Genomic DNA, 24,284 nt, shown 5'->3' with positions numbered 1-24,284 from the left:
CAAGCGTGAGCGCGGCCCATAGCGGCAATGTCATCTGCCCGCAAGTGCTTGTATTTGCGAGTGATTTTCAGAAGCATTTCTATCTGGGCGGGCGCAAGGCAAGCCCTTGATCCCGCATGCTTTCTTGTCGAGGACTTTGCGAACGTCCTCCGTAAGCCCGCAAATAATTCTGTCAGTTTTCGATCGGCGGCGCCTCCCCCTTGAGGGTGAGTGGAAGGCCGGCGGCGATGAAGTAGACATCGTCGCAGATTTCGCCGAGGCGTTGATGGGTCGAGCCGGCCAGATCGCGAAAAGTGCGGGTCAGTGGATCTTCTGGGCTTATGCCGAGGCCGAGTTCATTGCTGACGAGCACGACTTTCGAGGTTTTGAATTCGACGAGCGTAGCGCAAAGTTCGCTGACGGCGGTCGCGACGTCCTCGCCCGATACCAGCATGTTGTTGATCCAGAGCGTCACGCAATCGACCAGGATGACATCGTGCTCTTCGCCTGCCTGGAGAATGGCGTGCGAGATGTGCATCGGCTCCTCGCGCAAGTCGAAACGGCCGGCGCGGCGAGCGCGATGGCTTTGAACGCGGTCACGCATGTCATCATCGAGCGCTTCGGTGGTCGCAAGATAGAGCGGTTTGCTGCCTGAGCGCAGAGCCAGTCGTTCGGCAAAGGCGGTCTTGCCAGACCGGGCTCCACCCAAAACCAATGTGTGCCGCATGGAAGTCTCCTCCGCATGCCGCCGCCACCAGCGCGGCAGCAAGACGTCTTAAAACCATTTGCGGGGCCGAGATGTTCCCGGGTTTCGTGAAATGGACGGAGGTAAGCCGGCTGCTGTTCTGAGTGAGAGACTCAGTTAGATGAGGCACAAACGCATATGGATTTGAACGCGCCCATGGCTGAGACCGACCTTTATCTGCCGCTCAAAGCCTTCATGGAAAGCGCGGGATATGTGGTCAAAGGCGAGGTCAATGGATGCGATCTGGTCGGGGTGACCAATGACGATCCGCCTGTGATCGTCGTTTGCGAAATGAAGCTGGCCTTCAATCTCGAGCTTGTCATGCAGGCGGTGCAGCGCGCGACCTATACCGACGAAGTGTGGCTCGCGGCGCGGGCGGCGAAAACGGCGAAGGGGCGCGAGCACGATGCGCGTTTTCGCAATCTCTGCCGGCGCCTGGGCTTTGGGATGCTGACCGTGTCAGAGGCTGGAGCGGTCAATGTCGTGATGGCACCCTTTGCGGTAACGCCGCGCAAGGATGCCAAGAAGCGCTCGCGCCTCCTTGATGAACACAAGCGGCGCATTGGTGATCCGCAAAAGGGCGGGGGACGCGGCAAGCCGATCATGACCGCCTATCGGCAAGACTGCATCCTCTGCGCGACGGCACTTTTGAGCGGGTCGCAGAGCCCGAAACAATTGAAGCCACTCGTGGCGCGGGCCGCAACGATTCTGCGGAGCAATGTCTATGGCTGGTTCGTGCGGGAAAGCCGGGGCATCTATGGCCTGACCGATCTCGGCCGGGCCGCGGTGCAGCCGCAGGAATAATCGGACCGCAGCGATGAGAAGGTGGTCGTTTTTCTGCCTTATACTACTTTCGTCTTAGCTTCTTTCGCACTATGGTCCGCGCGAAACTGACCCCTTAGGGTGTGGCCGCTTCGGGTGAACGCCGCTTCGCGCCGAATCAAGCAGCCCCATCCCTTTCACGGAGAAACCGCGTGGCCCGATATTATCTTGGCGTTGACGGCGGTGGCACCAATTGCCGCGTGCGTTTGGCCGACGAAAATCTGGTGACGCTGGCCGAAGTGAAAAACGGCCGTTCCAATCTGCAGATCGACGATGGTGAACCGGCCTATAAGGCGATCCTCGACGGTACCCGCGATGTGTTCAAGGCGGCCGGGATCGACTATGCCGAGACCGCCAATACCTATGCCTGCTTTGGCATGGCGGGTGGGCGCATGGATACGGCACGCGCCGAGTTCGCCGCGCGCGCCTGGCCCTTTGCCGGCGTCACAGTTTACGACGATATCGACATTGCCCATGCCGGCGCGCTTGCGGGCGGCGAAGGCGGGGTCGTTATCATCGGCACCGGCTCTGCTGCCATGTCGATCGTTGGCGGCAAGCGCTATCAGGCTGGCGGCTGGGGCTTTCATATCGGCGACCAGATGTCGGGCGCGATTCTTGGCCGGGAACTGGCGCGCTATGCCGTCGAGGCAGAAGACGGTCTCGTCGAAGGCTCGCCGCTGACCGAAGCGGTGGTAGCTGCGCTGGGCGGCGATAATCAGGCCGTGATGACCTGGTCTTTTGCCACCGAAATGGATTTAAAACTCTTGAGCCGCGATGACAGCGAAGGGTGCGATGACGCCCTGATCGGCCGCGCGCCCGGCGAGTTCGGCAAACTCATGCCGCTCTGGTTCGAACATCTAGAGCGGAACGATCCAGTCGCGCTCAAATTGCTCGATATCCAGATGAGCTATATCGACACCTATGTGCGCTGGTTCAAATCGCACGATGCCAAGGTGATGGCCATTGTTGGTGGCCTTGGGCAGCGGCTCTTTCCGCGCCTCACCGAACGCTATGGTGACTTTGTCGCCCTGCCGCAATTCGAGCCCCTGCATGGCGCGGTCATCCTCGCCAAGCAAAATGTCGCTTCAAACTAGGGACCTTGCCCCGTGTCCAGCCGTATCATCCCCGTCCAGCCCTTTGACTATGTGGTGTTTGGCGCCACGGGTGACCTGACCAAGCGCAAGCTCGTTCCTGCGCTCTATCACCGCTTCAAGGACGGCCAGTTCGACGAACAGAGCCGCATCATCGGCGCGTCGCGCTCAAAGCTGACCGAAGCCGATTTCCAGACGTCCGTTCGCGATGCGATCAGCCAGTTCGTCGAAAAGGAATATCAGGACGCAGCGACCATCGAGCGCTTCGTCAAGATCTGCACCTACGTGCCGGTTGATGCCAGCAAGCCCGAGGAATCGGGCGATCTCGGCAAGGCGCTGCGCAATGATCCAAAGATCGTGCGCGCCTTTTACCTCGCCGTGGCGCCGGACCTGTTCGAGCCGATCGCCGAATATCTGGCGGCCAAGAAGCTTTATCGCCGCGACGCGCGCGTCGTGATCGAAAAGCCGCTCGGCCACGATCTCACCTCGTCCAAGGCAATCAACGACGGCGTGGCCAAGATCTTCAAGGAAGATCAGGTCTATCGCATCGACCATTATCTCGGCAAAGAGACGGTGCAGAACCTCCTGGCCCTGCGCTTTGCCAATACGCTCTTCGAGCCAGTCTGGAATTCGGCCCATATCGACCACGTTCAGTTGACCGTGGCCGAAAGCGTCGGCGCCGGTACGCGCGGCTATTATGACGAGAGCGGCGCGCTCCGCGACATGATCCAGAACCACATGCTGCAGCTTCTCTGCCTTGTGGCCATGGAGCCCCCGGCTTCGGACGAAGCCAATGCGCTGCGCGACGAAAAGCTGAAGGTGCTGCGGGCGCTGCGGCCGATCGTCAATGGCGAAGTCGCCAAATCGACCGTGCGCGGCCAGTATCGCGGCGTGTCATCGGAAGCGACTTCGGTCGCTGGCTATCAGGACGAATTGCCGGAGGAAAAGAAGGGCAGCCGCACCGAAACCTTTGTGGCGCTGAAGGCCAATATCGACAATTGGCGCTGGGCCGGCGTGCCGTTTTATTTGCGCACCGGCAAGCGCATGGCCGAGCGCGTCTCGGAAATCTGCATCCAGTTCAAGCCCATTCCGCACTCGATCTTCGACCATGCCGAAGGCGCGCCCAAGCCCAACAAGCTGATCATGCGCCTGCAGCCCAATGAGGGCGTCAAGCTCCTCATGATGATCAAGGACCCAGGTCCCGGCGGCATGCGCCTCCGCGAAGTGCCGCTCAACCTCTCCTTTGCCGAGACTTTTGCCGAGCGCACGCCGGAGGCCTATGAGCGCCTGCTGATGGACGTGGTGCGTGGTAGCCAGACGCTGTTCATGCGTCGCGATGAGCTCGAAGCCGCCTGGATGTGGGTCGATCCGATCCGCGAAGCTTGGGATCGCTCGAGCGAACCGCCGCAGACCTATACAGCTGGCACCTGGGGTCCAAGCGGCGCCGTGGCGCTGATCGAGCGCGATGGCCGCTCCTGGTATGAGGGTGCGCTCTCGTGACCCTCGATCGCCGCACCTTTGCCGACAGGCCGACCCTCGCCAAGGAACTGGCCGAAGCCGTAGCGGACCGCATTCGCACGGCCATTGCCGAGCGCGGCGAGGCGGCGATTGCTGTCAGCGGTGGCTCGACGCCCGGCAAATTCTTCATGGCGCTGGGCAAATTCAGGGACATCGACTGGACAAAGGTCATCGTGACCCTCGTCGATGAACGCTGGGTCGACGAAACCAGCGATCGCTCCAATGCGCTGCTGGTCAACGAGAAGATGCTGCAGGGCCCGGCGGCCGTCGCCCGGTTCGTGCCGCTCTATTCGGGTGGCGACGAGCCGACGTCCGATGCCGTGGCCAAGACCAATGCACTTGTCGGTGCTCTGCCAAAGCCTTTTGCCGCCGTGATCCTCGGCATGGGCAATGACGGACATACGGCGAGCTTTTTTCCGGGCGGCGATACGCTTGACGAAGCGCTGACGGCAGCGGGCCCGACACTTGCTATTCACGCGCCGGGCGCGGGCGAACCGCGCATCACCTTTACCCTGCCGCGCCTTTTGGAAACCGATGGCCTCTATCTCCACATCGAGGGAGAGGAAAAGGCCACGGTGCTCGAAAAGGCGCTCGGCGACGGACCGGTCGACGAGATGCCGATCCGCGCCGTGCTGCGCTCGGGCGCGCCGCTTTCAGTTTACTGGTCTCCTTGAGCCCCTGGGGCGGTCCCCAATCGACCGCTCCGGCCGCGCCTGGTGGCTAGTCATCGTTGCAAGGCTTCTCCGCGCCAGCGGCCCCCCTTTGGCGCGTCCTTGCCCTATATGGAGAAATGACCATGACCGTCCGCCAGGCCATCAAGGACGTGACCGACCGCATTGCGGCCCGCAGCCAGGATACGCGCCGCGACTATCTCGCGCGCATCGAGTCAGCCCGGGAAGCAGGCGTGCATCGCTCGAGCCTTTCCTGCGGCAACCTGGCCCACGCCTTTGCCGCCTGTGCGCCTTCCGAAAAGGCGGCGCTGGCCGGCAACAAGACGCTGAACCTCGGCATCGTCACAAGCTACAACGACATGCTCTCGGCGCATCAGCCCTACCAATTCTATCCCGACATCATCAAGGAAGCGGCGCGCGAAATGGGCGCGACAGCCCAGGTGGCGGGCGGCGTGCCGGCCATGTGCGACGGGGTTACCCAGGGCCAGCCGGGGATGGATCTCAGCCTCTTCTCCCGCGATGTGATTGCCATGGCGACGGCCATCGCGCTCTCGCACAATATGTTCGATGCCGGCGTCTATCTCGGGATTTGCGACAAGATCGTGCCGGGCCTCGTCATCGGCGCGCTGACCTTCGGGCATTTGCCGGCTGTGTTCGTGCCTGCAGGCCCGATGCCTTCGGGCATTCCGAATGACGAAAAGGCAAAAGTTCGCCAGCTTTATGCCGAGGGCAAGGTTGGCCGGGCCGAACTGCTCGAAGCCGAGAGCAAGTCCTACCATTCGGCGGGTACGTGCACCTTCTACGGCACGGCGAATTCGAACCAGATGCTCATGGAAATCATGGGCTTGCATCTGCCCGGCGCGAGTTTCGTCAATCCCGGCACGCCGCTGCGCGATGCGCTGACACGCGAAGCCACCAAGCGCGCGTTGTCGCTGACGGCGCAGGGCAATGAATATACGCCCATCGGCCACATCGTCGATGAAAAGGCCATCGTCAACGGGCTCGTCGGCCTTCATGCGACGGGCGGCTCGACCAATCACACCATGCACTTGATCGCCATGGCGGCAGCGGCCGGGCTCCATGTCACCTGGGACGATATGAGCGACCTGTCTGACGCGACCCCGCTTCTGGCGCGCGTCTACCCCAATGGCGTGGCTGACGTGAACCATTTCCACGCTGCGGGCGGCATGGGCTTCATGATCCGCGAACTGCTCGAAGGCGGGTATCTGCACGAGGACGTCAAGACCGTCTGGGGTGCGGGGCTGTCCAATTACAGTGTCGAAGCCAAGCTGATCGAAGACAAGCTGGCCTTTGAACCGGCGCCGGCCGAAAGCGCGCTGCCCAAGGTTTTGACCAGCGTTAAGATGCCGTTCCAGCAGACGGGGGGCCTCAAACTTCTGTCGGGCAATCTCGGCCGCTCGGTGATCAAGGTGTCGGCGGTCAAGCCGGAGCATCGCGTGGTCGAGGCGCCGGCGCGCGTCTTCCATAGCCAGGATGGCATGCAGGCGGCGTTCAAGGCCGGCGAACTGACGGGTGATTTCATCGCCGTCGTGCGCTTCTCGGGCCCCAAGGCGCTCGGCATGCCGGAATTGCACAAGCTGACACCATCGCTCGGCATTCTGCAGGATCGCGGCTTCAAGGTCGCCCTTTTGACGGACGGCCGCATGTCGGGCGCGTCGGGCAAGGTGCCGGCGGCGATCCACATGACCCCGGAAGCCGTCGATGGCGGCCCGATCAGCAAGATCCGCGATGGCGACATGATCCGGCTCGATGCCAATGAAGGCACGCTGACTTTCCTCGGCGACGAGAAGGAATTCTTCTCGCGCACCCCGGCCTTGGAAGACCTGCGGCCCCAGCACTTTGGGATGGGGCGTGAGTTGTTTGCCGGGTTCCGGAGCCTGGTTGGTGTGGCCGATCGCGGGGCGAGTGTGTTCGGCTGAGGCTGAATAACCCCCACCTAACCTCCCCCTAGTAGGGGGAGGGATCTATCGAGTTTGCCGAAATTTTTGGGAGCCCAGATCCACTCCTCCCGCTAGAGGGGGAGGTTGGGTGGGGGTATCGGCACGCCCGCATACCGCGCCCTTGGCCTGATCAGCGCGCCGGTTTCGATCTGCTCCAGCGCATGGGCCAGCCAGCCGACACTTCTCGCCAGTGCGAAGATTTGCAGCGGGGCATCTTCGGGCAGATCATAAGCGGCGACCAAGGCGGAGAGGGCGAAGTCGATGTTGGGCTTTTCGCCACTCATTGCCTCGCCGACCTTGGCGAGTTCTGCAAAGAGCTTTGGGACTTCGAACGTCGCAAGGAGGGCCGGCGCTCGGATGTCGTGGTCGGGATAGAGACGGTGGCCGAAGCAGGGCAGGGGGCGGCCTTGGCGCAGGAGGCTGGAGACGGCGGCTTCGACGCCGTGGCGCTTGGCATCGCGGACGAGGGCGCCCATGCTGAGGCTGGCGGTGCCGTGGAGGGGGCCGGAGAGAGCGGCGAGGCCCGAGAGGACCGCAGCGGCGAGTGGGGCGCCGGTTGAAGCTGTGACGCGGGCTGCGAAGGTCGAGGCGTTGAGCTCGTGTTCGGAGAGGAGGACGAGGGCACAGCGTAGGCTGTCCGCAGCGTCGGGACGCTGCCATTGGGTAGCGAGGCGCTCGTGGACTGGACCGGAACGGGCGCCGGTAATGGCCGAAGCGACGAGCGACACGACGAGGTTCGCGTCCTTGATCAAGACGCTGCGGGCGCGACCGATGGGCGGCATTTGCGTGGCGGCGAGTTCGGCGATCTGTCGATAGGCCGCGATCAGGCCGGCGCTGCTGCCGCTGCTGGTGATGGCGGCGAAGTCGATGGGGCCGGACGTGTTCCAGAGTAACGCCGCCATGTCCTCGAGCGTGGCGGATTTGGCGAGCGCGGCGACGTCCTCACCGCGAATATAAAAGTGTCCATTGGCGACCGTTGAGATCGCCGTTTCCAAAACAGGTTCGCCCCAGGCGATGCTTTCGGCGGCGACGGTCGTTGCCGGGCGGCGGCCTTTCTGGCGCGCGGCGAGACGCTCGACATCGTCCTGACGATAAAGGCTGCGGCGCGGATCATCGGGATCGGGGCGGGCGGCGATACGGCCGCGGCTGACATTGGCGTAGAGCGTCTGCGGCTTGGTGCCGAGAAGGCTCAGGGCTTGATCGGCGGATATCCAGCTCATGGCGCCTCACATTGATTAATTGCGTCAAGATTGACGTCAATCTTGATAAAGCCAATCTGTCGTCAAAGACGAAGGAGACGCAACATGTCTGGATTGGATGATGTCATTGCTGCCGAGACCACGCTGTCAGAGGTCGATGGGTTGAATGGCCGGTTGGTGATCTGCGGATATACGCTCGAGGAGCTGGCGGGACACAAGTCGTGGGAGGACGTGTTGGGCCTACTTGGCGGCGACCTGCTGCCGGCCGTGACGTTGAAATCGAAGCTGGGCATGGCGCGACTGCGCGCCTTTGCGGAGGTGGCCTGGATCGATGATGGCATCCTGCCGCTGTCGATAACCGAAGGGCTGCGCGCGCTGATGGCGCGGCTGCCGGATGGCGAGGATGCGGCAACGGCGCTGCTCTTGGCGGCGGCACCTGCCGTGTTTGTCCCGGCTTTGGTGCGGCGCAAGGCGGGGAAGGCGGCGATCGCGCCGAACCCGGAATTTGGTCATGCGGCGGATATGCTGACTATGCTCCATGGCGCGGCGCCGAGCAAGGAAGCCGCCGCGGCGCTTGATGCTTATCTCGTGACCGTTTCGGACCATGGGCTCAATGCCTCGACCTTTGCGGCGCGTGTCGTCGCTTCAACGCGCGCGGGTTACACGTCGGCGGTGCTGGCAGCGCTTGGCGCTTTGAAGGGTCCGCTGCATGGCGGGGCGCCGGGACCGGTGCTCGATATGCTCGATGCGGTAGGGCGGCCGGACAATGCAGAGGCATGGCTCTCCGGTGAACTGGCGCGGGGCGAGCGGCTGATGGGGTTTGGCCACCGGATCTATCGTGTGCGCGATCCGCGCGCGGACGCGCTCAAGGCCGCATTGGCGCGTTTGGGTGGAGCGGGCGGGATGGATGCTGGGCGGCTGGCGCTGGCTGAAGCGGTGGAACGTGAAGCGCTGAAACTTCTCAAGACCAAAAAGCCGGATCGGGTGCTCGAAACCAATGTCGAGTTTTTCACCGCCCTCCTGCTCGAGGCGTTGGGCTTTCCGCGTGAGGCGTTTACGGGTGTTTTCGCCGCCGGTCGCGTCGGCGGCTGGCTTGCCCATGCGCATGAACAGGTGGAGAAGGGACGGTTGATCCGGCCGCTGTCTCGCTATGTCGGACCCAAGGCGGCTTAGGCTAAAGCCAATCCCCAATCGCTGGCGCGTCCTCGTTGCTGAGGTCATGGCCGGCGGCGATGAGGCGAACCTCGACACTGGCGCCATTGGTGCGAAGCGCGTCAGCGAGTCTTTCGCCTTGGGGGCGGAAGGCGTCGGTCTCGCCTAGGAGAATGAGGACACTGGTGCCGGTGAGGTCAGTCTCCGGCACGGCGTCCAGCACCATGACGGGGCGGACCAGGACGGCGCGGCGGACGAAGCCGGGATGCAGGAGCAGGGCGGCGCCGAGGAGATTGGCGCCGTTGGAATAGCCAAGGGCTACAGTCTTTTCCGGAGCGAGCCGATAGGCGGTGCGGATTTCTTGAAAGAAGGCTTCGAGCGCGCCTGATTCGAAACGGATGTCCTTCTGGTCGAAGATCGAAGGGCCAAAGCTGCGGAACCAGCGCTGGACGCCGCTTTCGGTGGATCGACCGCGGAGGCCGAGGAGAGTCGCCTGCGGCGCGGCGCGAGCGGCGAGCGGCATGAGGTCGGTTTCGTCGCCGCCGGTGCCATGGAGGAGGGCGATGGTCGTGCCGTCTGCATCATCGGGCGTGAAGAAGCGATGCTTGTAGATGAGGTCGCGATAAACGGTGCGCTCTTCGCCGGGCAGACCGAACTGCGGCAGCATGACCTTCATCGCTTCCGGATCGGGCGTGTCGGGCGGCATGAAGAGCGTCTGGCCGAGCTTGTCGAGCGTTTCATCGAGTGTGAAGCCGGGACCGTCGCTGGCCATTTCAATAAGAACATTGCCCGGCTCGCGCACATAGAGCGAAGTGAAATATTGCCGGTCGTGGAGATTGGTCAGGCTCGAATTGAGTTTTTGCAATTCGGTCGCGGTGGCTTCGACTGCTGCAGCGTCGCTGGCGCGGAGAGCGACGTGGTCGGCGGTGCCGGTGCCCGGTGCGCCGGGCCAGAAGCCGGCGGCGTCGCGGATGTCGAGGACGTCGCCCATGTCAGAGACGAGACGCTGGATCGGGCCTTCGACGGGGCCGGAGCGGAAGCCGAAATGGCGGGTGAGGAAGGCCGTGGTTTCTTCCTGCACTTCGGAGAGGAGCGTCACCCCGCGTATGCGGCGGATGGCGTGTTCGGCTGGGATACCGCTATCTGGCATGGTCAGCGCCGGGAGATTGGCGCTGACGAGTTTGACGATGACGCCATCGGGGTCGCGAAGGCGGAGGACGGTCTCGCCGAATTCCTGGCTTGTGCCGTCGACCTTGACCTGATGGGTGAGGGCGCGTTCAAGCCAATAGCCGATCGAGCCGGGCGCGATCGCGAGAGCGAGCTCGCTGACCTGGCCAGCGCCGGCCTGGCCCGATGAGCCGCCCTGCCAGACAAGGAAGGTGATGAGCGACCCGGGACTGGCGGCATAGTCGCCGTAAAAGAGATGGAGCTGGCGCGCGTCTTCATAGCCGCCGGTGCGCTTGACGAGGCGGAGGCCGAGGAAGCCGACATAGAAATCGACATTGGCCTGTACGTCGCCGGTGATCAGGGTGACGTGGTGGATGCCTGATGTCATGTCTTTGCCTTGCGGCGCGGCCGCGCGATGATGTGTTCGATGCTCTGCGGGCGCAGGTCCTGGGCGTCGACGCCGACATCGAACTGGCGCGGGATAGGCGTCAGCTTGCCATGGGAATGGCCGTGAAGGTTGATCGACTTCTTGCCCATCTTGTTCCAGGTGCGGAAGGGATAGTGGCAGATGACGAAGAGCTGCCCGTCGATGGTAAGCTCGACATAATGCTGGATGCTAGCCCAGCCCTTCGCCTCAAGCGTTGTTTGCGGATCGTTGTTGCCGATGATCAGGTGCTTCGTGCCGTTGAGCTGGGCGAGGAGCGCTTCGACCTCTTCGGTGGTGCCGCGCGCGAAGTCGCCGAGGTGCCAGACCTCGTCATCCGGCGCGACGACGGCATTCCAATTGGCGATCAGCGCTGCGTCATGCTTGGGCATGTTGGCGAAGGGGCGACGGTCGATGCGGAGGACGCGGGGATCAGCGAAATGATTGTCGCTCGTGAACCAGAGCATCAGCGGCTGCGCCCGAAAAGGCGTTCGATATCGCCCTTTTTCAGTTCCACATAGGTCGGGCGGCCATGGATGCACTGGCCGGAATGGGGCGTTGCTTCCATGTCGCGGAGAAGGGCGTTCATTTCATCGACGCGGAGGCGGCGGCCGGAGCGCACCGAGCCGTGGCAGGCCATGCGGCCGATAATGGCTTCCATCCGGTCGCTGAGCGCGGCGGTGCTGTCCCATTCGGCGAGGCCATCGGCGAGGTCTCGGATCAGGCCGGAAATATCGGTATTGCCGAGGAGGGCCGGCGTCTCGCGCACGGCGATGGCGCGGGGGCCGAAGCGGTCGAGATAAAGGCCGAAGCGTTCGAGTTCGGGCGCGGCCTCTTCGAGACGGGCACAGTCTTCCTCCGGGAGTTCGATGATGACCGGGATCAGCTGCGCCTGGCTGGCAATAGGGCCAGAGGCCATCTGTGCCTTGAAGCGCTCATAGACCAGGCGCTCGTGGGCGGCGTGCTGGTCGACGAGGAGGAGGCCCTTGTCGCTCTGGGCGATGATGTAATTGTCGAACATCTGCGCGCGGGCGGTGCCGAGGGGATAATCCACCGGCTCGGCGGGGTCGGTCACGGCTTCGACGCGGCCGCTGGGGGCGGTGAAGCCGGAGAGGCGGCCGGGGGCGCGGTCGAGATAGAGCGGGGCGGCCTCGGCGCGATAGCCATAGCTCGTTGCGAGCGGTGCGTCGTTGAAGCCGGTCGCGGGTTCGTAGACGGCCGTGGGAGCATCGGCCATTTCCGGGGCGGTAAAGGCGCCCAAGATGTCTTCGGCGACGCTTGTGGATGCCTTGAACCCTGCGGCGGCCAGCGCCGTGCCGATGGCACGGATGACGGCGCCGCGAATGGCGCCTTGATCCTGGAAGCGCAGTTCGGCCTTAGCGGGGTGAACATTGACGTCGACCGCGCCGGGGTCGACGGCGAGATAGAGCGCGACGACCGGGAAACGATCGCGGAAGACATAATCGGCATAGGCGGCGCGAATGGCGCCGACCAGCACCTTGTCGCGCACCGAGCGGCCGTTGACGAAGCAGAACTGGGAGAGCGAATTGGCACGCGTATAGGTGGGGAGCCCGGCAAGCCCCGCGACGACGACGCCGTGGCGGGCCATGGCGAGGGGCACGGCATTGTCGATGAAATCGCCGCCCATGACCTGGCCGAGGCGTGCGGCGAGGGCGCTTTCGCCTGTGACGGCGGGCCAGTTTGATGGATTGCGGTCGCTGCCCTCGAGGATGAAATGGATCTCGGGATTGGCCATGGCGAGGCGCTTGACCACGTCGGTGATTGCAGCGGTCTCAGAGCGGGCGCTTTTGAGGAATTTCCGGCGGGCAGGAATGAGCGCGAAGATGTCGCGGACTTCGATGACGGTGCCGCGATTCATCGCCTGCGGCACGGGGCCGGAGCGGCGGCCATTGTCGACGGTGATGATGAGGCCTGATTCGGCGTCGGCGGGACGCGAGGCAACGCTGAGGCGGGCGACCGAGCCAATCGAAGCAAGCGCTTCTCCGCGAAAGCCGAGGGTGCGGATGTCGTCGAGATCGTCGGCGGACAGTTTGGAGGTTGCGTGCCGCTCGACCGAGAGAAGGAGATCGGTCCGGTCCATGCCGTGCCCGTCATCGGTAATGCGGATCAGATCGATGCCGCCGCCCGCTGTGGCAATGACGATGCGGCGCGCGCCGGCATCGATGGAATTTTCCACCAGTTCCTTGACGACACTCGCCGGTCGCTCGACCACTTCGCCGGCAGCGATGCGGTTGATCAGGTCTTCTGGAAGCTGGCGAATGGGCAAGGGCGATTCTCCTTGAGGCCAATATAGGGAAAGCCGCGGCACTTTCCGACCCGCATCAGGATTTGTGCCCATTCTTGCTCGGCGACAGCTTGCGGGCTAGTGAAAGGCCATGATCCCGCCTCTCTCACCCATGGACCTTGCGCTCTCGCTTGCCGAAGAAGCAGCGGCGCATGGCGAAGCGCCTGTAGGGGCAGTGGTGATGGAGGGGGAGCGAGTACTCGCGACGGCGCGTAACCGGATGCAGGCGCTGCGTGATCCCACGGCCCATGCCGAGATGATGGCGATCCGGGCGGCCCTAGAAGTGCGGGGCACGGGGCGGCTCGATGGCTGCGATCTTTACGTGACGCTCGAGCCCTGCGCCATGTGTGCGGGCGCTATCGCGCATGCGCGAGTGCGGCGGGTCTATTTTGCGGCTGAGGACACCAAGGCTGGGGCTGTCGAGAATGGCATTCGGCTTTTCGAGCAGCAGACTTGCCACCACCGGCCGGAGGTCATCGGCGGGGTGTCTGCGTCGCGGGCTGAGACGCTGCTGACGGACTTTTTTAAAAAACTTCGCTGACCGCTCAAAACATGCGGTGGCGGACGGCTTCGGCAACCGTGTGGGCGCGATTCTTGGTGCCGAGCTTTTCCGCGACATTATCGACGTGTTGGTTGACCGTGCGGGCGGAGAGGCCCAGGCGTTCCGCAATCTCGATAGAGGTGAGCCCTTCGGCACTGAGGCCGATCACCTCGCGCTCACGTGGCGTCAGCGGCTCGGGCGCGGTCACGATGCCCATGCGCCGATCACGCCGCACATGGGCGAAGAGCGTATAAACGATCATCTGCAAGGCGGCCTTGTGCCGCTCGTCGAGCTCTGTATCGCCACAGAAACCGGCGACGCCGACCACTTCATTGTTGTGGCTCACCGGGATCATGGTGAAATCGACGAGATCCATGCGCCGCGCATAGCCCAATAGCGGATCGTTGGGGTCGCCAAAACGATCAAGGCTCATGCGCTGTACCGGTGAGCGCGCCATGATGCCCTGCAGATAGGATGTCGACTGCCGCAAGCCGCTCGAGAGATAATCTTTCCACCAATCGAGCCGGCGTGAATCGCTATCGAGAACATGGACCACAGCCAGGTGCCGCTCGCCATATTCGACCAGAAACGTGCTGCGAAAGCCAAAGTCGCGCGCCAGCCGTCCGGCGATTTCGACAAAATCGCTGTCGGTGCGGGCGGCGGCCAAGGCGGTCAAATAGGGTTCGGCAAGAGCGAGCATTGCTTCCCACACCAGAGTCTCGTCAAAAATCCATATAACACAGGATGATACGATTCTCGGATGAAAATGCCTATTTTACTGACGAGATTTTTCCCATTGGAATAATCCACATGTCAAAATTGCCAATGGCAGATGTCACAGTGGCATTCCTGACAATTTTCACGATCGTCCCCAAGCGCTATCATCACGGCACGTTTTGGTCTTGCGCTGGGATCGAAGAGATGTCCGCCCTCGACATCACTCTGGACTATCAGGACGCGTGCGATGAGCGCGCCCCTGCACATTTTCGACAGTTGACGCGCGACGAGTTTTCCATCGCGGAAGCGCTGGCAAGTGGCCGGTCTCTGCCTGAAATCGCGCTCTTGCGTGACGTGTCGATCGACGAATTGACGGCCGACATCGACCGGATCTTCGGCAAGCTTGGCATAGCGACCCTCGCGCATATGCTGCTGCTCTTTGCCGAAATGCCGGTTATGCAGCCGCGTGCGGATATCGTCTATGTCGAGGATCTAGGGATGGCCTATGGGTTTGGCGCGCCTTCGCGTCGGCTTGAATAGGGTCCCGGAAAGTTTGGGCCGGGTGTTCGTACAGCACCGGACCTGATTGGAGAGGCGTGTCGCGCTAGCGCATTCCCAGGCGCGCCTCTCCTCTAGTCTTCAGCGCCGCGCGCTCCCGATCGGCTCCACCTTATTCTGGATATAGGCCTCGATCTTTCGGGTCAGGATGTGTTTGAAACGATCTTTTTCCGTTTCCACATGAGTGAGCATTTCCCGCACGCGCCAGAATTCCATGGCGCCGAAGCTGGCCACATGCGGGCGGATGTAAATGTCCGGCGGATAGGCCGCCATCGAATGCGCGATCAGCGAATGCATCATGATCTGCGCGGAGCCGAACCAGATATCGAGCGGGCGGTGATCGGTCTTGGAAATGCCGGCCGAGGGGTCGCCATTGACGTCGATGCCGATGAGGAAATCGGTGCCGATATCGGCCTGGTCGAGCGGTAGCGGATTGACCACGGCCCCATCGACAAGGATGTGATTGCCGTGGAGCACGGGCTTGAAAATGCTTGGCATGGAGATCGAGCCGGCAATGGCCGGGCGCAGCGGCCCGGAATTGAACACCACCTGATGCCAGGATTGGAAATCCGTCGCGACCACATAGAGCGGGATCTTGAGTTCGCTGAACTCATTGGGAAAACTCGGCGGCGTGAAGGCATCGACGATGTGCATGGGATCGAGCTGCATCGAAATGCCATTGCGGAGAAGCCCGCCGAGGCCTTTCATCTGTGTCGACCAGAGGCGTGTCGCGATGGTGCGGAGCGTGCCCAGCACCTCGTAGGAATGCTCGCGCAATTCCTTGCCGGTCATCCCGGCGGCCCAACCGGAGCCGATCAGCGCGCCGATTGAGGTGCCCGAGATCACGGAGGGGCGAAGGCCAAGTTCGTCCATGGCCTCGATATAGGGAATATGAGTCAGCCCGCGCGCCGAGCCGCCACCCAAGGCGACGCCGATGCGGGGGCCGGAAATCGTTGTCATTCCGCCTCGCTCCCTTCCCTTGGAGCGCAGCCGTTCGACCAATGCCATGCCGCGCAATTGCAACGGGGTCGGCGGGCGTTCCGGCGGCGTCTCGTCGAAGACGGTCCGCAAGGAGCTTAGGACGGTAAGATTGAAGAATGGTTCAGGCTTCGCGGGCGGCTTGACGCCATCCAATGTCGCTCCGGGCAAAGCCTTCGGGCCAATCAATCGCGTGAACGCCTTGGTAAGCACGGCCTTGCGCCTCTTTCACCGATGAGCCCAGCGCGGTGACATTCAGCACGCGCCCGCCATTGGCAATTAAACGCTCCCCTTCACGCTTCGTTCCGGCGTGAAAGACCGTCAGATCATCGGTGTCGAGGCCATCGACGCCACGGATTTCGCTGCCTTTTTCGTAGGAGCCGGGATAGCCCTTTGCGGCCATGATGACGGTCAAGGCATAGGCGTCTTTCCAGACGATATGCTGGCCTTTCAGCGCGCCCTTTGCAGTTGCCAGCAGCAGTGGCAGCAGGTCGCTGTCCATGCGCATCATCATGACCTGGGTTTCAGGATCGCCGAAGCGCGCATTGTATTCGACGAGTTTCGGGCCTTCGTCGGTGAGCATAAGGCCGGCATAGAGGACGCCCTGATAGGGTGTTCCACGCTTGGCGAGGCCCTTGGCCGTCGGCTCGACGATCCGCGTCATGGCAAAGTGAAAGTCCTCTTCGCTCATGACGGGCGCGGGAGAATAGGCGCCCATGCCGCCGGTATTGGGGCCGGTATCGCCATCATGGGCGCGCTTGTGGTCTTGGGCGGTGGTCAGCGGCAGCAGCGTTTCGCCGTCGCATAGGACGAACAGACTGACTTCTTCGCCTTCCATGAAATCTTCGATGACGACGGCGGTGCCGGATTCCCCGAAGGCGCCGGAGAAACAATCGATAATGGCTTCTTCGGCCTCTTCGACGCTCATGGCGACCGTGACGCCTTTGCCCGCAGCAAGGCCATCGGCCTTGATCACGATCGGCGCGCCTTGCGTATAGATATAGGCAAGGGCGGAGGCTTCATCTTCGAAGCGCGCATAGGCGGCGGTCGGGATGTCGAATTCGTCGCAAAGGGCCTTGGTAAAGCTCTTCGAGCCTTCGAGCTGGCCGGCGGCTTTCGAGGGGCAGAAGCAAGTGATCCCGGCGGTACGGACATCATCGCCGAGCCCGGCGACCACCTGGGCATCGGGGCCGACGACGACGAAATCCACGTTTTGGGATTTGGCGAATTCGATGACGGCGGCGTGGTCGGTAATGTCGAGGGCGACATTTTCCGCGACATTGGCGGTGCCGCCATTGCCGGGGGCGCAATAGAGCTTGGTCAGGAGCGGCGACTGGGCGATTTTCCAGGCCAGAGCATGTTCACGTCCACCCGAACCGATGACCAAAACCCGCATTCTCGCCTCCACGCCATTGCTTTGGGCGTGATGCAGGAAAGTGGCGGGGAGGGCAAGGGGAAGATGGGCGAGGGAACGCCGGTTCGGACGCCATTGAAGCATCCCCCCTCATCCCAACCGAATTCGCAATAGCGAATTCAGCGAGCTTAGCGCCACCTTCTCCCCGAGAGGGAGAAGAATGGGCCGGTGATCGCTCTTGTTCTTCTCCCACTCGGGGAGAGGTGGCCCGGCATAGCCGGGTCGGTGAGGGGGCCTTCCCCTACATTTCCGCTTCAGAAAATACCGGCGTCACGTCCTCATTCCACGCGCCGCGGAATTTTTCGAGCCAGCGCTCTGCGGGGGCTTTGCCGGTGCGGATGGTTTCTTCGAGCGGCGCGAGGTGGATGGTTTCGTCCTGGCCCTTGGCGTTGAGGCGATTGCGGCGGACGAGGCCGGCCTCGGAAATGCCGACGGCCTGGGCGGCGACGTCGAAAATACTCGACCGATCGAAAGCGGTGGAGAGGCCCGTGCGCGGCACTTCGCGACGGAGATAGTCGCGGTCTTCATCGCTCCAGTTGCGGATCAATTCCCAGGCGGCTTCGAGCGAGACGCTATCGTAGAGAAGGCCGGTCCAGAAAGCGGAAAGGGCAACGACGTGGGCTTCATCGCCCATATCGGCGCCGCGCATTTCGAGGAATTGCTTGAGGCGCACTTCCGGGAAAAGGGTCGACAGATGATCTTCCCAATCCTTGATCGTCGGCTTTTCGCCGGGGAGCTGCGGCAGTTCACCCTTCAAGAAGGCGCGGAAACTTTCGCCGGCGACGTTGACGTATTCGCCGTTGCGAATGACGAAATACATCGGCACGTCGAGCGCATGGTCGGCATATTGCTCGAAGCCAAAACCTTCATCGAAGGCGAAGGGCAGCATGCCGGTGCGAGCATTGTCGGTATTGAGCCAGATATGGCTGCGGAAACTGAGATAGCCGGTGTCGCGGCCATCGGCGAAGGGCGAATTGGCAAAGAGCGCGGTTGCGATCGGCTGCAGCGCAACCGAGACGCGCAGCTTCTTGACCATGTCGGCTTCGCTCGAAAAATCGAGATTGGTCTGGACCGTGCAGGAGCGGTACATCATCGACGTACCGAGGCTGCCAACCTTGTCCATATAGGGCGTCATGATGCCATAACGCGACTTTGGCATGGCCGGAATGTCCTTGACTGCCCAGAGCGGGGTGACGCCAAGGCCAAGGAAGTGAATGTCGAGCGGGGCCGCGACCTTCTTAGCGATGCGCATATGCTCGGCCATTTCGTCGGCGGTCTCGTGCAGCGTCGCCATCGGGGCGCCGGAGAGTTCGAACTGGCCGCCGGGCTCGAGCGAAATGCCACCGGCAACAGCGTCGTTGCGGAGACCAATGGGGTTTTCGCCATCATAAAACGGCGTCCAACCGGTTTCTTTTTCGACGCCATCGAGCAGAGCGCGCACGCCATTCGGACCTTCATAGGTCACGGGGCGCAGCGGATTGGTGTGAAAGACGTGCTTTTCGTGCTCGGTGCCAATGCGCCATTCCGCTTCCGGCTTGGCACCGCGCGACATGGCCTCGATGAGGTCGGCCCGCGATTCGATCAGTGGCGAAAAACTATCGGCGCCGGCCATGGCATCCTCGTTGCATAAGTGAGGCTTAAACTGGGCCGGCAAGATAGCGAGCGCAAGCCGGAATGCAATCGGCTTTTATCGCCAATCACCGATGGTCGATTGGATGACTGCGAGGGCCGCGACGGCCGCCGTGTCGGCGCGCAGGATACGGGGACCCAGACTGATCGGGGTGACGAAGGGAAGCGAGAGCAGTTTTTCGCGCTCGGTGGGCGAGAAACCGCCCTCGGGGCCGATGAGGAGGCCCAGCTTTTTGGCCTTGAGACCCTGCAGCGTTTCGAGCGGGGAGGCCGAGGCTGCGGCCTCATCGGCGAAAATAAGCTGACGGTCAGGATGCTCGGCCGGCCAATCGGAAAGAAGCCGCTCGAGTGTAATCTCGGGGGCGATCTCGGGCACGTTGAGCACTTCGCATTGCTCGGCGGCCTCGATGGCATTGGCATGGAGCCGGTCGGTCTTGAGGCGGTGGACCTGGGTGAATTGGGTCATCACGGATTGGATCGTACCAGTGCCCATTTCCACAGCCTTTTGGATGACATAGTCGAGCCGCTCGTTCTTGAGCGGGGCAAAGCCATACCAAAGGTCGAGGCGGGGCGGCTGCGGCGCGATTTGTTCGACGCAATTGAGGGCGACGGATTTTTTCGAATCAGACATCAGCCGGCAGAGCCAGGCGCCGTCGCGGCCGTTGAAGAGGACGACCTCGGCGCCCACGGCTTTACGCAGAACGGCCGCGAGGTAAAGCGACTGGTCCTTGTTGAGCGTGATGGCGCCAGATTGGACGAGGTCGGCGTCGACAAAGAGGCGGGGCAGGGTGGCGTGGGTGCGTGGCATTTCTTCCTTCGGGCATGGTCAAGCCACGCCCTCGTCCTTCGACTAGCTCAGGATGAGGTCTACTTTGTCTCAAGCGTTTAGAGTAGACCTCGTGGCGAGTCGAACCATGAGGCTTGGCAAGATGTCCGAGATCCATTCCGCCCCAGTCGCCGATGCCCAGAAGGATAATTGGGTGGATCGCTATGCGCCGACCTTTGCCAAACCTTATCTGCGCCTCGCGCGGTGGGATCGGCCGATCGGGGTCTGGCTGCTGTTCTGGCCCTGCATCTGGGGCCTGGCCTTGGCGGCGGTTGCCCAGCCAGATTGGGGCTTTGGTTGGTACCATGCCATTCTGATGCTGATCGGCGCGGGGCTGATGCGCGGGGCGGGGTGCACGTTCAATGACATCGTCGACCGCGACATCGACGATAAGGTGGCGCGCACGCGGTCGCGACCGATCCCGTCCGGGCAAGTGACGGCCAAGGAGGCGCTGGCCTTTCTCGTGGCGCAGGCACTTTTGGGCGCTATCATCCTGTTTCAGTTCAACCGCTTTACGGTTTGGGCGGGTGTCGCTTCGTTGGTGCTGGTCGCCATTTATCCCTTCATGAAGCGTATCACCTGGTGGCCGCAGCTTTTCCTGGGACTAGCCTTTTCCTATGGCGCATTGGTGGGTTGGTCGAGCCAGACCGGCGGCCTCGCCTGGCCGGCCGTGCTGCTCTATCTCGGCACGATCCTTTGGGTAATCGGCTACGACACGATCTACGCGCTGCAAGATGTCGAAGATGATGCGCTGGTCGGCGTCAAATCCACAGCCCGGCTTTTCGGAGAGAATGTCCGTCCGGCTGTTGCGGTGCTTTACATCGCAGCATTCCTGCTCTGGCAGGCGGCGAACCTGCAGGCGGGTGGTGGAGGGCTTTTCGTTGTGCTTTCGCTCGTCGCGGGCGGCTTGATGGCCTGGCAGGTTTATACGCTCGATCCTCAAAACCAGGGCAATCCGCTCCTGCGGTTTCAGAACAACCACTACGTCGGCATCGCGATATCCCTTGCGCTGCTGGCGGAATGGGCGTGGTAGCCGCGCGCTATCGCAACCGCTGACTGTCATCCCTGCGAAGGCCGGGATCCATCTTGAGATTTCGGAATGGGCCCCGGATCAAGTCCGGGGTGACAGCCGCGGATGAGGGACTTCAACAATCCGTCGTGCCTTAGTGCCCGCGACGGCGCTCAAACAAGTGACCAACATAAAGAACGCCAAAAGGACCAGCCGCACCACCAGCTGATCCCGTCGACGTGCCCTTGGAGGGGGATTTGTTCGTTGCGCCGGTTAGCGGCGCAGACGATTAGTTGACTTCGGCTTCGCCGGGCTTGCGGCGGTTGAGGAAGCGGGGGCGGCGAGCGGCGTCGGCGGCGAGCTTGCGGCGCGGTGCCGTCTGTCCGACCATGACGCCATCGACTTGCTGGCTATAGGGGAGATATGCGCCATCGCCTGCCTTGATGAAGAGCGGCAGGCGGAGCTTCTTGCCCCAGTTCTGCCATTCGGCGACGACGTTGTTATTGCCCTCTTCTTCGAAGACCTTGTAGGTCAGCTCGCCATCGGGATGAACCAGTTCGATCGCGCTCGTCAGCAGCCCTTCTTCTGAAATTCTTGTGGCAACGGCGACACCGATGAATTCGGTGACCGGAACCTTGATCTTGATCGCGACACCGCTCTGTTCGAGCTGTTTGCGCACGGTCACTGTCTTGACGGGATCGCGCGGCCCATTGTCGTTCGCCGCAATGAAGCGGCGTTCCGCCAGTGCAGGCTTGCCGAAAGCAAGAACGACTGACGATCCTTCCATCGCTACGCCATGAACCATTTTGATGCCTTCCTGTAACTTCGAGAGCTGTTTTTTGCGCTCCGTTTGTGAGGGCAATCTAGCGCGTCGGATTACCAGCCGCCTTAATGGGTTCGGTTAAGTTTATGTTGTTTTCAGCGGTGGTTAGCGGGATCTTGCAGTAGGTCATGATGAGTTTACCCAATCGGATCGCAGCTTGTTTACCTCAACTGTGGCCGGTCTTCGCCAATCAAGAGGGGACCATGATCCCCCGGGCCTTGTCCGAAAGTCGTAGGAGGCATAAAAGCCGCGCATGCCGGCCTTTGCCCCCCCTTATGAAGACGATCTCGAATTGCTCCGCGCCACTGCCGTTTCGGCGGGCATTATTGCTGCGGGCTATTTTCGGCGCGATATAAAGAGCTGGAACAAGGAAAACGCCTCGCCGGTGAGCGAAGCCGATATCGTCGTCGATCGCTATCTGGCGGCGAGCCTTCTCAATGCGCGGCCCAATTATGGCTGGCTGAGCGAAGAAACTGCGGACAATCCCAGCCGGCTCGATTGCGATCGGGTCTTCGTGGTCGATCCAATCGACGGCACGCGAGCCTTTTTGCGCGGCGAGGATTGCTGGACCATTTGCATCGCGGTGGTCGAAAAAGGCATTCCGGTCGCGGGCGTCGTTTATGCGCCGGCGCGCGACGAGATGTATGAAGCAAGCCTTGGCGGTGGTGCGCGGCTTAATGGCGTCGAGCTGGTGCGGAACCGTCGCGCAGGATCTGCGCCGCTCATTCCCGCGCCGGGTGCCGTGCATCAGGAATTGCAGGCGGCCGGGCTCAATTATACGCGCGGACCAATGTTTCCCTCGCTCGCCTATCGGCTGATCCAGGTCGCGACCGGCAAACTCGATGCGGCCGTGGCGCGGCGGGGCAGCCAGGATTGGGATATTGCGGCCGCCGCCGTGATCCTGAGCGAATGCGGGCTAGACTTCGCCGATGTGTGCACCGGGTTCCCACAATTTAACAGACGAGATGTGCGCCATGGTGCGCTTGCGGCGCTCAGCGACATGAGCCTAAAACCCCTCGTCCACGCGGCTTTGATCACGGTTTACGGCTGTCCCGCCGAGCCGATGGGCGAGGCCGAACACATTTCCTCAACCTCGATGGACTCTTGAGCGATGGCTGAAGCGACTGAAAAACAACTCCTCCACCTGGTGATCGGCGGCGAACTGTCGAGCATCGACGGCATCACCTTTGCCGATCTCGACAAGGTCGACATCGTGGGCCTCTATCCCAATTATGCGTCGGCGCTGGTCGCCTGGAAGCAGAAGGCGCAGATGACTGTCGATAGCGCGCAGACGCGCTATTTCATCGTGCACCTGCATCGCCTGCTCGATCCGCAGACACCCGCTGCATGATCAGGCAGCCTGACGATCGGTAATCTCGGCGACGATCTTGTCCATCGCGCCGGGATTGCCAATTCGAATATGGCCCATCTGGGCCAGATGCCGGCGCTTGGTTTCGTTGAGCAAAAGCTCGCGCAGGGCCTCCGCCACCTCTTCCGGTTTTGCTTCCGTCACCTTGCGCGCATCGCCAAAAAGGTTTTGCTCGTCGGTAAAGCGCGAGCGCCTGTCGCGCGGATTGATGAAGGTGATGGCGGGACGTCCGAGGCCGAGCGACTGTATCGTCGCGGTGCCGGCCTGGCTGAGGACGATATCTGAATCGAGCACCAGATTGCCCATGGCGACGCCGCGGGCCATGTGGACGGTCAGGTTGCCATCGCTCAGTTCACCGAGATCATCGGATTCGGTGCTGAGGAGCGCAGTGCGCCGCAGGCTTGCTGCCTTGGCCAATTCTTCGACATTGACGCTGCCGGCAACGGCAAGAAAAACGTCGGGACGTTCTTCCTCGGGGAGAAGGCGAAGCGCGCCGACCTGAATGGCAAAGCTCTCCGCGGTCAGCGCGCGGCTGCCGGGCAGGAGCGTGACGGCCATGGGGCGCCTGCGACGGGTAGCAACGTCATAATCGCCATATGGAATGGCATCCATCATGATATTGCCGACAGCGCGAGCGTCCACGCCTTCGGTCTTGAGGCGATCGGCGAGGTTTGCCGCGCGGCAAAAGACGGTTCGGCAGCTTTTCTTGATGGCCCAGGCTTCGCCGGATGAATAAAGCCGGGCGGCGCCGGTCTTATAGACATCGAGATAGATAAGATCGCGCAGGCCCATGGCGAGAGCAGCGATGACGCCCACCATGTCGCCGACGACGATGGTCTTGTCATAATGGCCGCGCACGGAGCGCAGGAATTTGAGAGCCGGCGGCACGGTGAGAAGTCCACCAGTGACGATGTCGCGGCGGAGCGAGCCTTTGACATTGCGCCAGCCTTCGGAGGCGAGCGTGGCGCGCGGGCCGACGACGCGGCAGGCGCCTTCATAGGCCTTGCCGCTGCCGATCATGGGATAGGCTTCCACCTGGGCGGATTGGGAGAGGCGCTTGACGAGCGCTGCCCCGATGGCGTCTTCGCCGTGCCCATTGGAAATAACGAGGTAGCGCTGACGCGTCGCCGCCTCTGTCACGATCACTTGCCTCTGCCGTAGCGGAGGAACGCTTCGTGCGCGGTGGTCGCATCGACATAGGGCTCTTGCCGGTCGACGCTCCAATAAGTCAATTCATCGAGCGCAATGGGCTTGCCGGTTATGGCGCAGCGGACGAACGTGCCTTGTTTGATCACGACATAATCGCCATCGAGGTAACGGACGCTCGCCTCGGAGGGCGTAAACCCCTTGTCGAAGATATTCACCGCCGGGCTCCTTCTAATGACT

General features: G+C 62.2%; 24 protein-coding genes. 11 read left to right on the top strand and 13 right to left on the bottom strand.

All coding sequences use genetic code 11. The features are described from left to right. Nucleotides 1-172: 172 nt before the first annotated feature. Nucleotides 173-706 (bottom strand): bifunctional adenosylcobinamide kinase/adenosylcobinamide-phosphate guanylyltransferase, encoded by a 534-nt coding sequence (gene cobU / locus DevBK_RS10545; RefSeq protein WP_317185391.1) that lies wholly within the window; start codon nucleotides 704-706, stop codon nucleotides 173-175. Between the two features lie 174 nt (nucleotides 707-880). Between cobU and DevBK_RS10540 the strand changes: the two genes are divergently transcribed. The 5 genes from DevBK_RS10540 to edd all read left to right on the top strand — a co-directional run bounded on the left by DevBK_RS10540 (nucleotide 881) and on the right by edd (nucleotide 6,766). Further along, nucleotides 881-1,528: a DUF2161 domain-containing phosphodiesterase gene (locus DevBK_RS10540; RefSeq protein WP_317185390.1), complete on the top strand. Its 648-nt coding sequence runs from the start codon at nucleotides 881-883 to the stop codon at nucleotides 1,526-1,528. A 170-nt stretch (nucleotides 1,529-1,698) separates the two neighbouring features. Beyond that, nucleotides 1,699-2,640, top strand: coding sequence for a BadF/BadG/BcrA/BcrD ATPase family protein (locus DevBK_RS10535; RefSeq protein ID WP_061907779.1), 942 nt, complete (start codon nucleotides 1,699-1,701; stop codon nucleotides 2,638-2,640). 12 nt (nucleotides 2,641-2,652) lie between these two features. Further along, nucleotides 2,653-4,137: a glucose-6-phosphate dehydrogenase gene (zwf, locus tag DevBK_RS10530; RefSeq protein ID WP_061907780.1), complete on the top strand. Its 1,485-nt coding sequence runs from the start codon at nucleotides 2,653-2,655 to the stop codon at nucleotides 4,135-4,137. Further along, nucleotides 4,134-4,829, top strand: a complete 696-nt coding sequence (pgl, locus tag DevBK_RS10525; protein WP_317185389.1) for a 6-phosphogluconolactonase — start codon at nucleotides 4,134-4,136, stop codon at nucleotides 4,827-4,829. The genes zwf and pgl overlap by 4 nt, the downstream gene beginning before the upstream one ends. Before the next feature lie 122 nt (nucleotides 4,830-4,951). Next, nucleotides 4,952-6,766, top strand: coding sequence for a phosphogluconate dehydratase (gene edd, locus DevBK_RS10520; RefSeq protein WP_317185388.1), 1,815 nt, complete (start codon nucleotides 4,952-4,954; stop codon nucleotides 6,764-6,766). 92 nt (nucleotides 6,767-6,858) lie between these two features. Here the strand turns inward: edd and DevBK_RS10515 are convergent, their stop codons facing one another. Further along, nucleotides 6,859-8,007, bottom strand: a complete 1,149-nt coding sequence (locus DevBK_RS10515; RefSeq protein WP_317185387.1) for a citrate synthase — start codon at nucleotides 8,005-8,007, stop codon at nucleotides 6,859-6,861. A gap of 84 nt (nucleotides 8,008-8,091) precedes the next feature. Between DevBK_RS10515 and DevBK_RS10510 the strand changes: the two genes are divergently transcribed. Next, nucleotides 8,092-9,159: a citrate synthase gene (locus DevBK_RS10510; RefSeq protein WP_317185386.1), complete on the top strand. Its 1,068-nt coding sequence runs from the start codon at nucleotides 8,092-8,094 to the stop codon at nucleotides 9,157-9,159. Nucleotide 9,160: 1 nt separating this feature from the next. Here the strand turns inward: DevBK_RS10510 and DevBK_RS10505 are convergent, their stop codons facing one another. The 3 genes from DevBK_RS10505 to mutL are packed head-to-tail and all read right to left on the bottom strand — an operon-like array spanning nucleotide 9,161 to nucleotide 13,016. Next, nucleotides 9,161-10,693 carry a VOC family protein gene (locus DevBK_RS10505; protein WP_317185385.1) on the bottom strand — a complete coding sequence of 511 codons (1,533 nt, stop codon included), beginning with the start codon at nucleotides 10,691-10,693 and terminating at the stop codon, nucleotides 9,161-9,163. After that, nucleotides 10,690-11,196 carry a metallophosphoesterase family protein gene (locus DevBK_RS10500; RefSeq protein ID WP_317185384.1) on the bottom strand — a complete coding sequence of 169 codons (507 nt, stop codon included), beginning with the start codon at nucleotides 11,194-11,196 and terminating at the stop codon, nucleotides 10,690-10,692. Before DevBK_RS10500 ends, DevBK_RS10505 begins: the two co-directional genes overlap by 4 nt. Further along, nucleotides 11,196-13,016 (bottom strand): DNA mismatch repair endonuclease MutL, encoded by a 1,821-nt coding sequence (gene mutL / locus DevBK_RS10495; RefSeq protein ID WP_317185383.1) that lies wholly within the window; start codon nucleotides 13,014-13,016, stop codon nucleotides 11,196-11,198. Before mutL ends, DevBK_RS10500 begins: the two co-directional genes overlap by 1 nt. Before the next feature lie 109 nt (nucleotides 13,017-13,125). Between mutL and DevBK_RS10490 the strand changes: the two genes are divergently transcribed. After that, the gene (locus DevBK_RS10490) at nucleotides 13,126-13,575 is read left to right on the top strand and encodes a nucleoside deaminase (protein WP_317185382.1); all 450 of its coding nucleotides are present in this window, start codon (nucleotides 13,126-13,128) and stop codon (nucleotides 13,573-13,575) included. Nucleotides 13,576-13,579: 4 nt separating this feature from the next. Here the strand turns inward: DevBK_RS10490 and DevBK_RS10485 are convergent, their stop codons facing one another. Then, entirely contained in the window at nucleotides 13,580-14,287 is a 708-nt protein-coding gene (locus DevBK_RS10485; RefSeq protein WP_156464002.1) for a LuxR C-terminal-related transcriptional regulator, read from the bottom strand. A gap of 98 nt (nucleotides 14,288-14,385) precedes the next feature. Between DevBK_RS10485 and DevBK_RS10480 the strand changes: the two genes are divergently transcribed. Beyond that, nucleotides 14,386-14,832 (top strand): hypothetical protein, encoded by a 447-nt coding sequence (locus DevBK_RS10480; protein WP_317185381.1) that lies wholly within the window; start codon nucleotides 14,386-14,388, stop codon nucleotides 14,830-14,832. A 99-nt stretch (nucleotides 14,833-14,931) separates the two neighbouring features. Here the strand turns inward: DevBK_RS10480 and DevBK_RS10475 are convergent, their stop codons facing one another. The 4 genes from DevBK_RS10475 to DevBK_RS10460 all read right to left on the bottom strand — a co-directional run bounded on the left by DevBK_RS10475 (nucleotide 14,932) and on the right by DevBK_RS10460 (nucleotide 19,679). Further along, the gene (locus tag DevBK_RS10475) at nucleotides 14,932-15,810 is read right to left on the bottom strand and encodes a patatin-like phospholipase family protein (RefSeq protein WP_317185380.1); all 879 of its coding nucleotides are present in this window, start codon (nucleotides 15,808-15,810) and stop codon (nucleotides 14,932-14,934) included. Between the two features lie 142 nt (nucleotides 15,811-15,952). Further along, nucleotides 15,953-17,224 (bottom strand): phosphoribosylamine--glycine ligase, encoded by a 1,272-nt coding sequence (purD, locus tag DevBK_RS10470; RefSeq protein WP_317185379.1) that lies wholly within the window; start codon nucleotides 17,222-17,224, stop codon nucleotides 15,953-15,955. A 259-nt stretch (nucleotides 17,225-17,483) separates the two neighbouring features. Next, a complete protein-coding gene (locus DevBK_RS10465; protein ID WP_317185378.1) occupies nucleotides 17,484-18,854 on the bottom strand; it encodes a glutamate--cysteine ligase in 1,371 nt (456 codons plus the stop codon). A 75-nt stretch (nucleotides 18,855-18,929) separates the two neighbouring features. Then, on the bottom strand, nucleotides 18,930-19,679 hold the full coding sequence (locus DevBK_RS10460; RefSeq protein ID WP_317185377.1) for a 16S rRNA (uracil(1498)-N(3))-methyltransferase: 750 nt from the start codon (nucleotides 19,677-19,679) through the stop codon (nucleotides 18,930-18,932). A 121-nt stretch (nucleotides 19,680-19,800) separates the two neighbouring features. On the opposite strand from DevBK_RS10460, the gene ubiA reads away from it, so the two are divergent. Then, a complete protein-coding gene (gene ubiA, locus DevBK_RS10455; protein ID WP_317185376.1) occupies nucleotides 19,801-20,730 on the top strand; it encodes a 4-hydroxybenzoate octaprenyltransferase in 930 nt (309 codons plus the stop codon). Between the two features lie 265 nt (nucleotides 20,731-20,995). On the opposite strand, the gene DevBK_RS10450 is transcribed toward ubiA, so the two are convergent. Next, complete coding sequence (locus tag DevBK_RS10450) at nucleotides 20,996-21,511, bottom strand: DUF6101 family protein (protein ID WP_317185375.1); 516 nt, start codon at nucleotides 21,509-21,511, stop codon at nucleotides 20,996-20,998. 271 nt (nucleotides 21,512-21,782) lie between these two features. Here DevBK_RS10450 and DevBK_RS10445 point away from each other — a divergent pair, with 271 nt between their 5' ends. Next, entirely contained in the window at nucleotides 21,783-22,637 is an 855-nt protein-coding gene (locus DevBK_RS10445; RefSeq protein WP_082511596.1) for a 3'(2'),5'-bisphosphate nucleotidase CysQ, read from the top strand. Nucleotides 22,638-22,640: 3 nt separating this feature from the next. Continuing rightward, complete coding sequence (locus DevBK_RS10440; protein WP_061907796.1) at nucleotides 22,641-22,880, top strand: DUF4170 domain-containing protein; 240 nt, start codon at nucleotides 22,641-22,643, stop codon at nucleotides 22,878-22,880. Here the strand turns inward: DevBK_RS10440 and DevBK_RS10435 are convergent, their stop codons facing one another. Both DevBK_RS10435 and DevBK_RS10430 read right to left on the bottom strand, forming a co-directional pair. Further along, a complete protein-coding gene (locus DevBK_RS10435; RefSeq protein WP_061907797.1) occupies nucleotides 22,881-24,044 on the bottom strand; it encodes a glycosyltransferase in 1,164 nt (387 codons plus the stop codon). After that, nucleotides 24,041-24,256 (bottom strand): DUF2093 domain-containing protein, encoded by a 216-nt coding sequence (locus DevBK_RS10430; protein WP_410494068.1) that lies wholly within the window; start codon nucleotides 24,254-24,256, stop codon nucleotides 24,041-24,043. Before DevBK_RS10430 ends, DevBK_RS10435 begins: the two co-directional genes overlap by 4 nt. Between the last annotated feature and the right edge of the window lie 28 nt (nucleotides 24,257-24,284).

This window comes from Devosia sp. BK (assembly GCF_032907385.1).
Lineage (GTDB): Bacteria > Pseudomonadota > Alphaproteobacteria > Rhizobiales > Devosiaceae > Devosia.
This window is presented reverse-complemented; position numbering and strand designations above follow the sequence as displayed.

What these genes read in the sequence shown, in the direction of transcription:
- DevBK_RS10465 (WP_317185378.1), bottom strand. Translation starts at nt 18,854, where the DNA reads ATGGCCGGCGCCGATAGTTTTTCGCCACTGATCGAATCGCGGGCCGAC.
- edd (WP_317185388.1), top strand. Translation starts at nt 4,952, where the DNA reads ATGACCGTCCGCCAGGCCATCAAGGACGTGACCGACCGCATTGCGGCC.
- DevBK_RS10510 (WP_317185386.1), top strand. Translation starts at nt 8,092, where the DNA reads ATGTCTGGATTGGATGATGTCATTGCTGCCGAGACCACGCTGTCAGAG.
- purD (WP_317185379.1), bottom strand. Translation starts at nt 17,224, where the DNA reads ATGCGGGTTTTGGTCATCGGTTCGGGTGGACGTGAACATGCTCTGGCC.
- DevBK_RS10440 (WP_061907796.1), top strand. Translation starts at nt 22,641, where the DNA reads ATGGCTGAAGCGACTGAAAAACAACTCCTCCACCTGGTGATCGGCGGC.
- DevBK_RS10540 (WP_317185390.1), top strand. Translation starts at nt 881, where the DNA reads ATGGCTGAGACCGACCTTTATCTGCCGCTCAAAGCCTTCATGGAAAGC.
- DevBK_RS10490 (WP_317185382.1), top strand. Translation starts at nt 13,126, where the DNA reads ATGATCCCGCCTCTCTCACCCATGGACCTTGCGCTCTCGCTTGCCGAA.
- cobU (WP_317185391.1), bottom strand. Translation starts at nt 706, where the DNA reads ATGCGGCACACATTGGTTTTGGGTGGAGCCCGGTCTGGCAAGACCGCC.
- DevBK_RS10515 (WP_317185387.1), bottom strand. Translation starts at nt 8,007, where the DNA reads ATGAGCTGGATATCCGCCGATCAAGCCCTGAGCCTTCTCGGCACCAAG.
- DevBK_RS10460 (WP_317185377.1), bottom strand. Translation starts at nt 19,679, where the DNA reads ATGCCACGCACCCACGCCACCCTGCCCCGCCTCTTTGTCGACGCCGAC.
- DevBK_RS10500 (WP_317185384.1), bottom strand. Translation starts at nt 11,196, where the DNA reads ATGCTCTGGTTCACGAGCGACAATCATTTCGCTGATCCCCGCGTCCTC.
- DevBK_RS10475 (WP_317185380.1), bottom strand. Translation starts at nt 15,810, where the DNA reads ATGACAACGATTTCCGGCCCCCGCATCGGCGTCGCCTTGGGTGGCGGC.
- ubiA (WP_317185376.1), top strand. Translation starts at nt 19,801, where the DNA reads ATGTCCGAGATCCATTCCGCCCCAGTCGCCGATGCCCAGAAGGATAAT.
- DevBK_RS10505 (WP_317185385.1), bottom strand. Translation starts at nt 10,693, where the DNA reads ATGACATCAGGCATCCACCACGTCACCCTGATCACCGGCGACGTACAG.
- DevBK_RS10445 (WP_082511596.1), top strand. Translation starts at nt 21,783, where the DNA reads ATGCCGGCCTTTGCCCCCCCTTATGAAGACGATCTCGAATTGCTCCGC.
- DevBK_RS10480 (WP_317185381.1), top strand. Translation starts at nt 14,386, where the DNA reads ATGTCAAAATTGCCAATGGCAGATGTCACAGTGGCATTCCTGACAATT.
- DevBK_RS10450 (WP_317185375.1), bottom strand. Translation starts at nt 21,511, where the DNA reads ATGGTTCATGGCGTAGCGATGGAAGGATCGTCAGTCGTTCTTGCTTTC.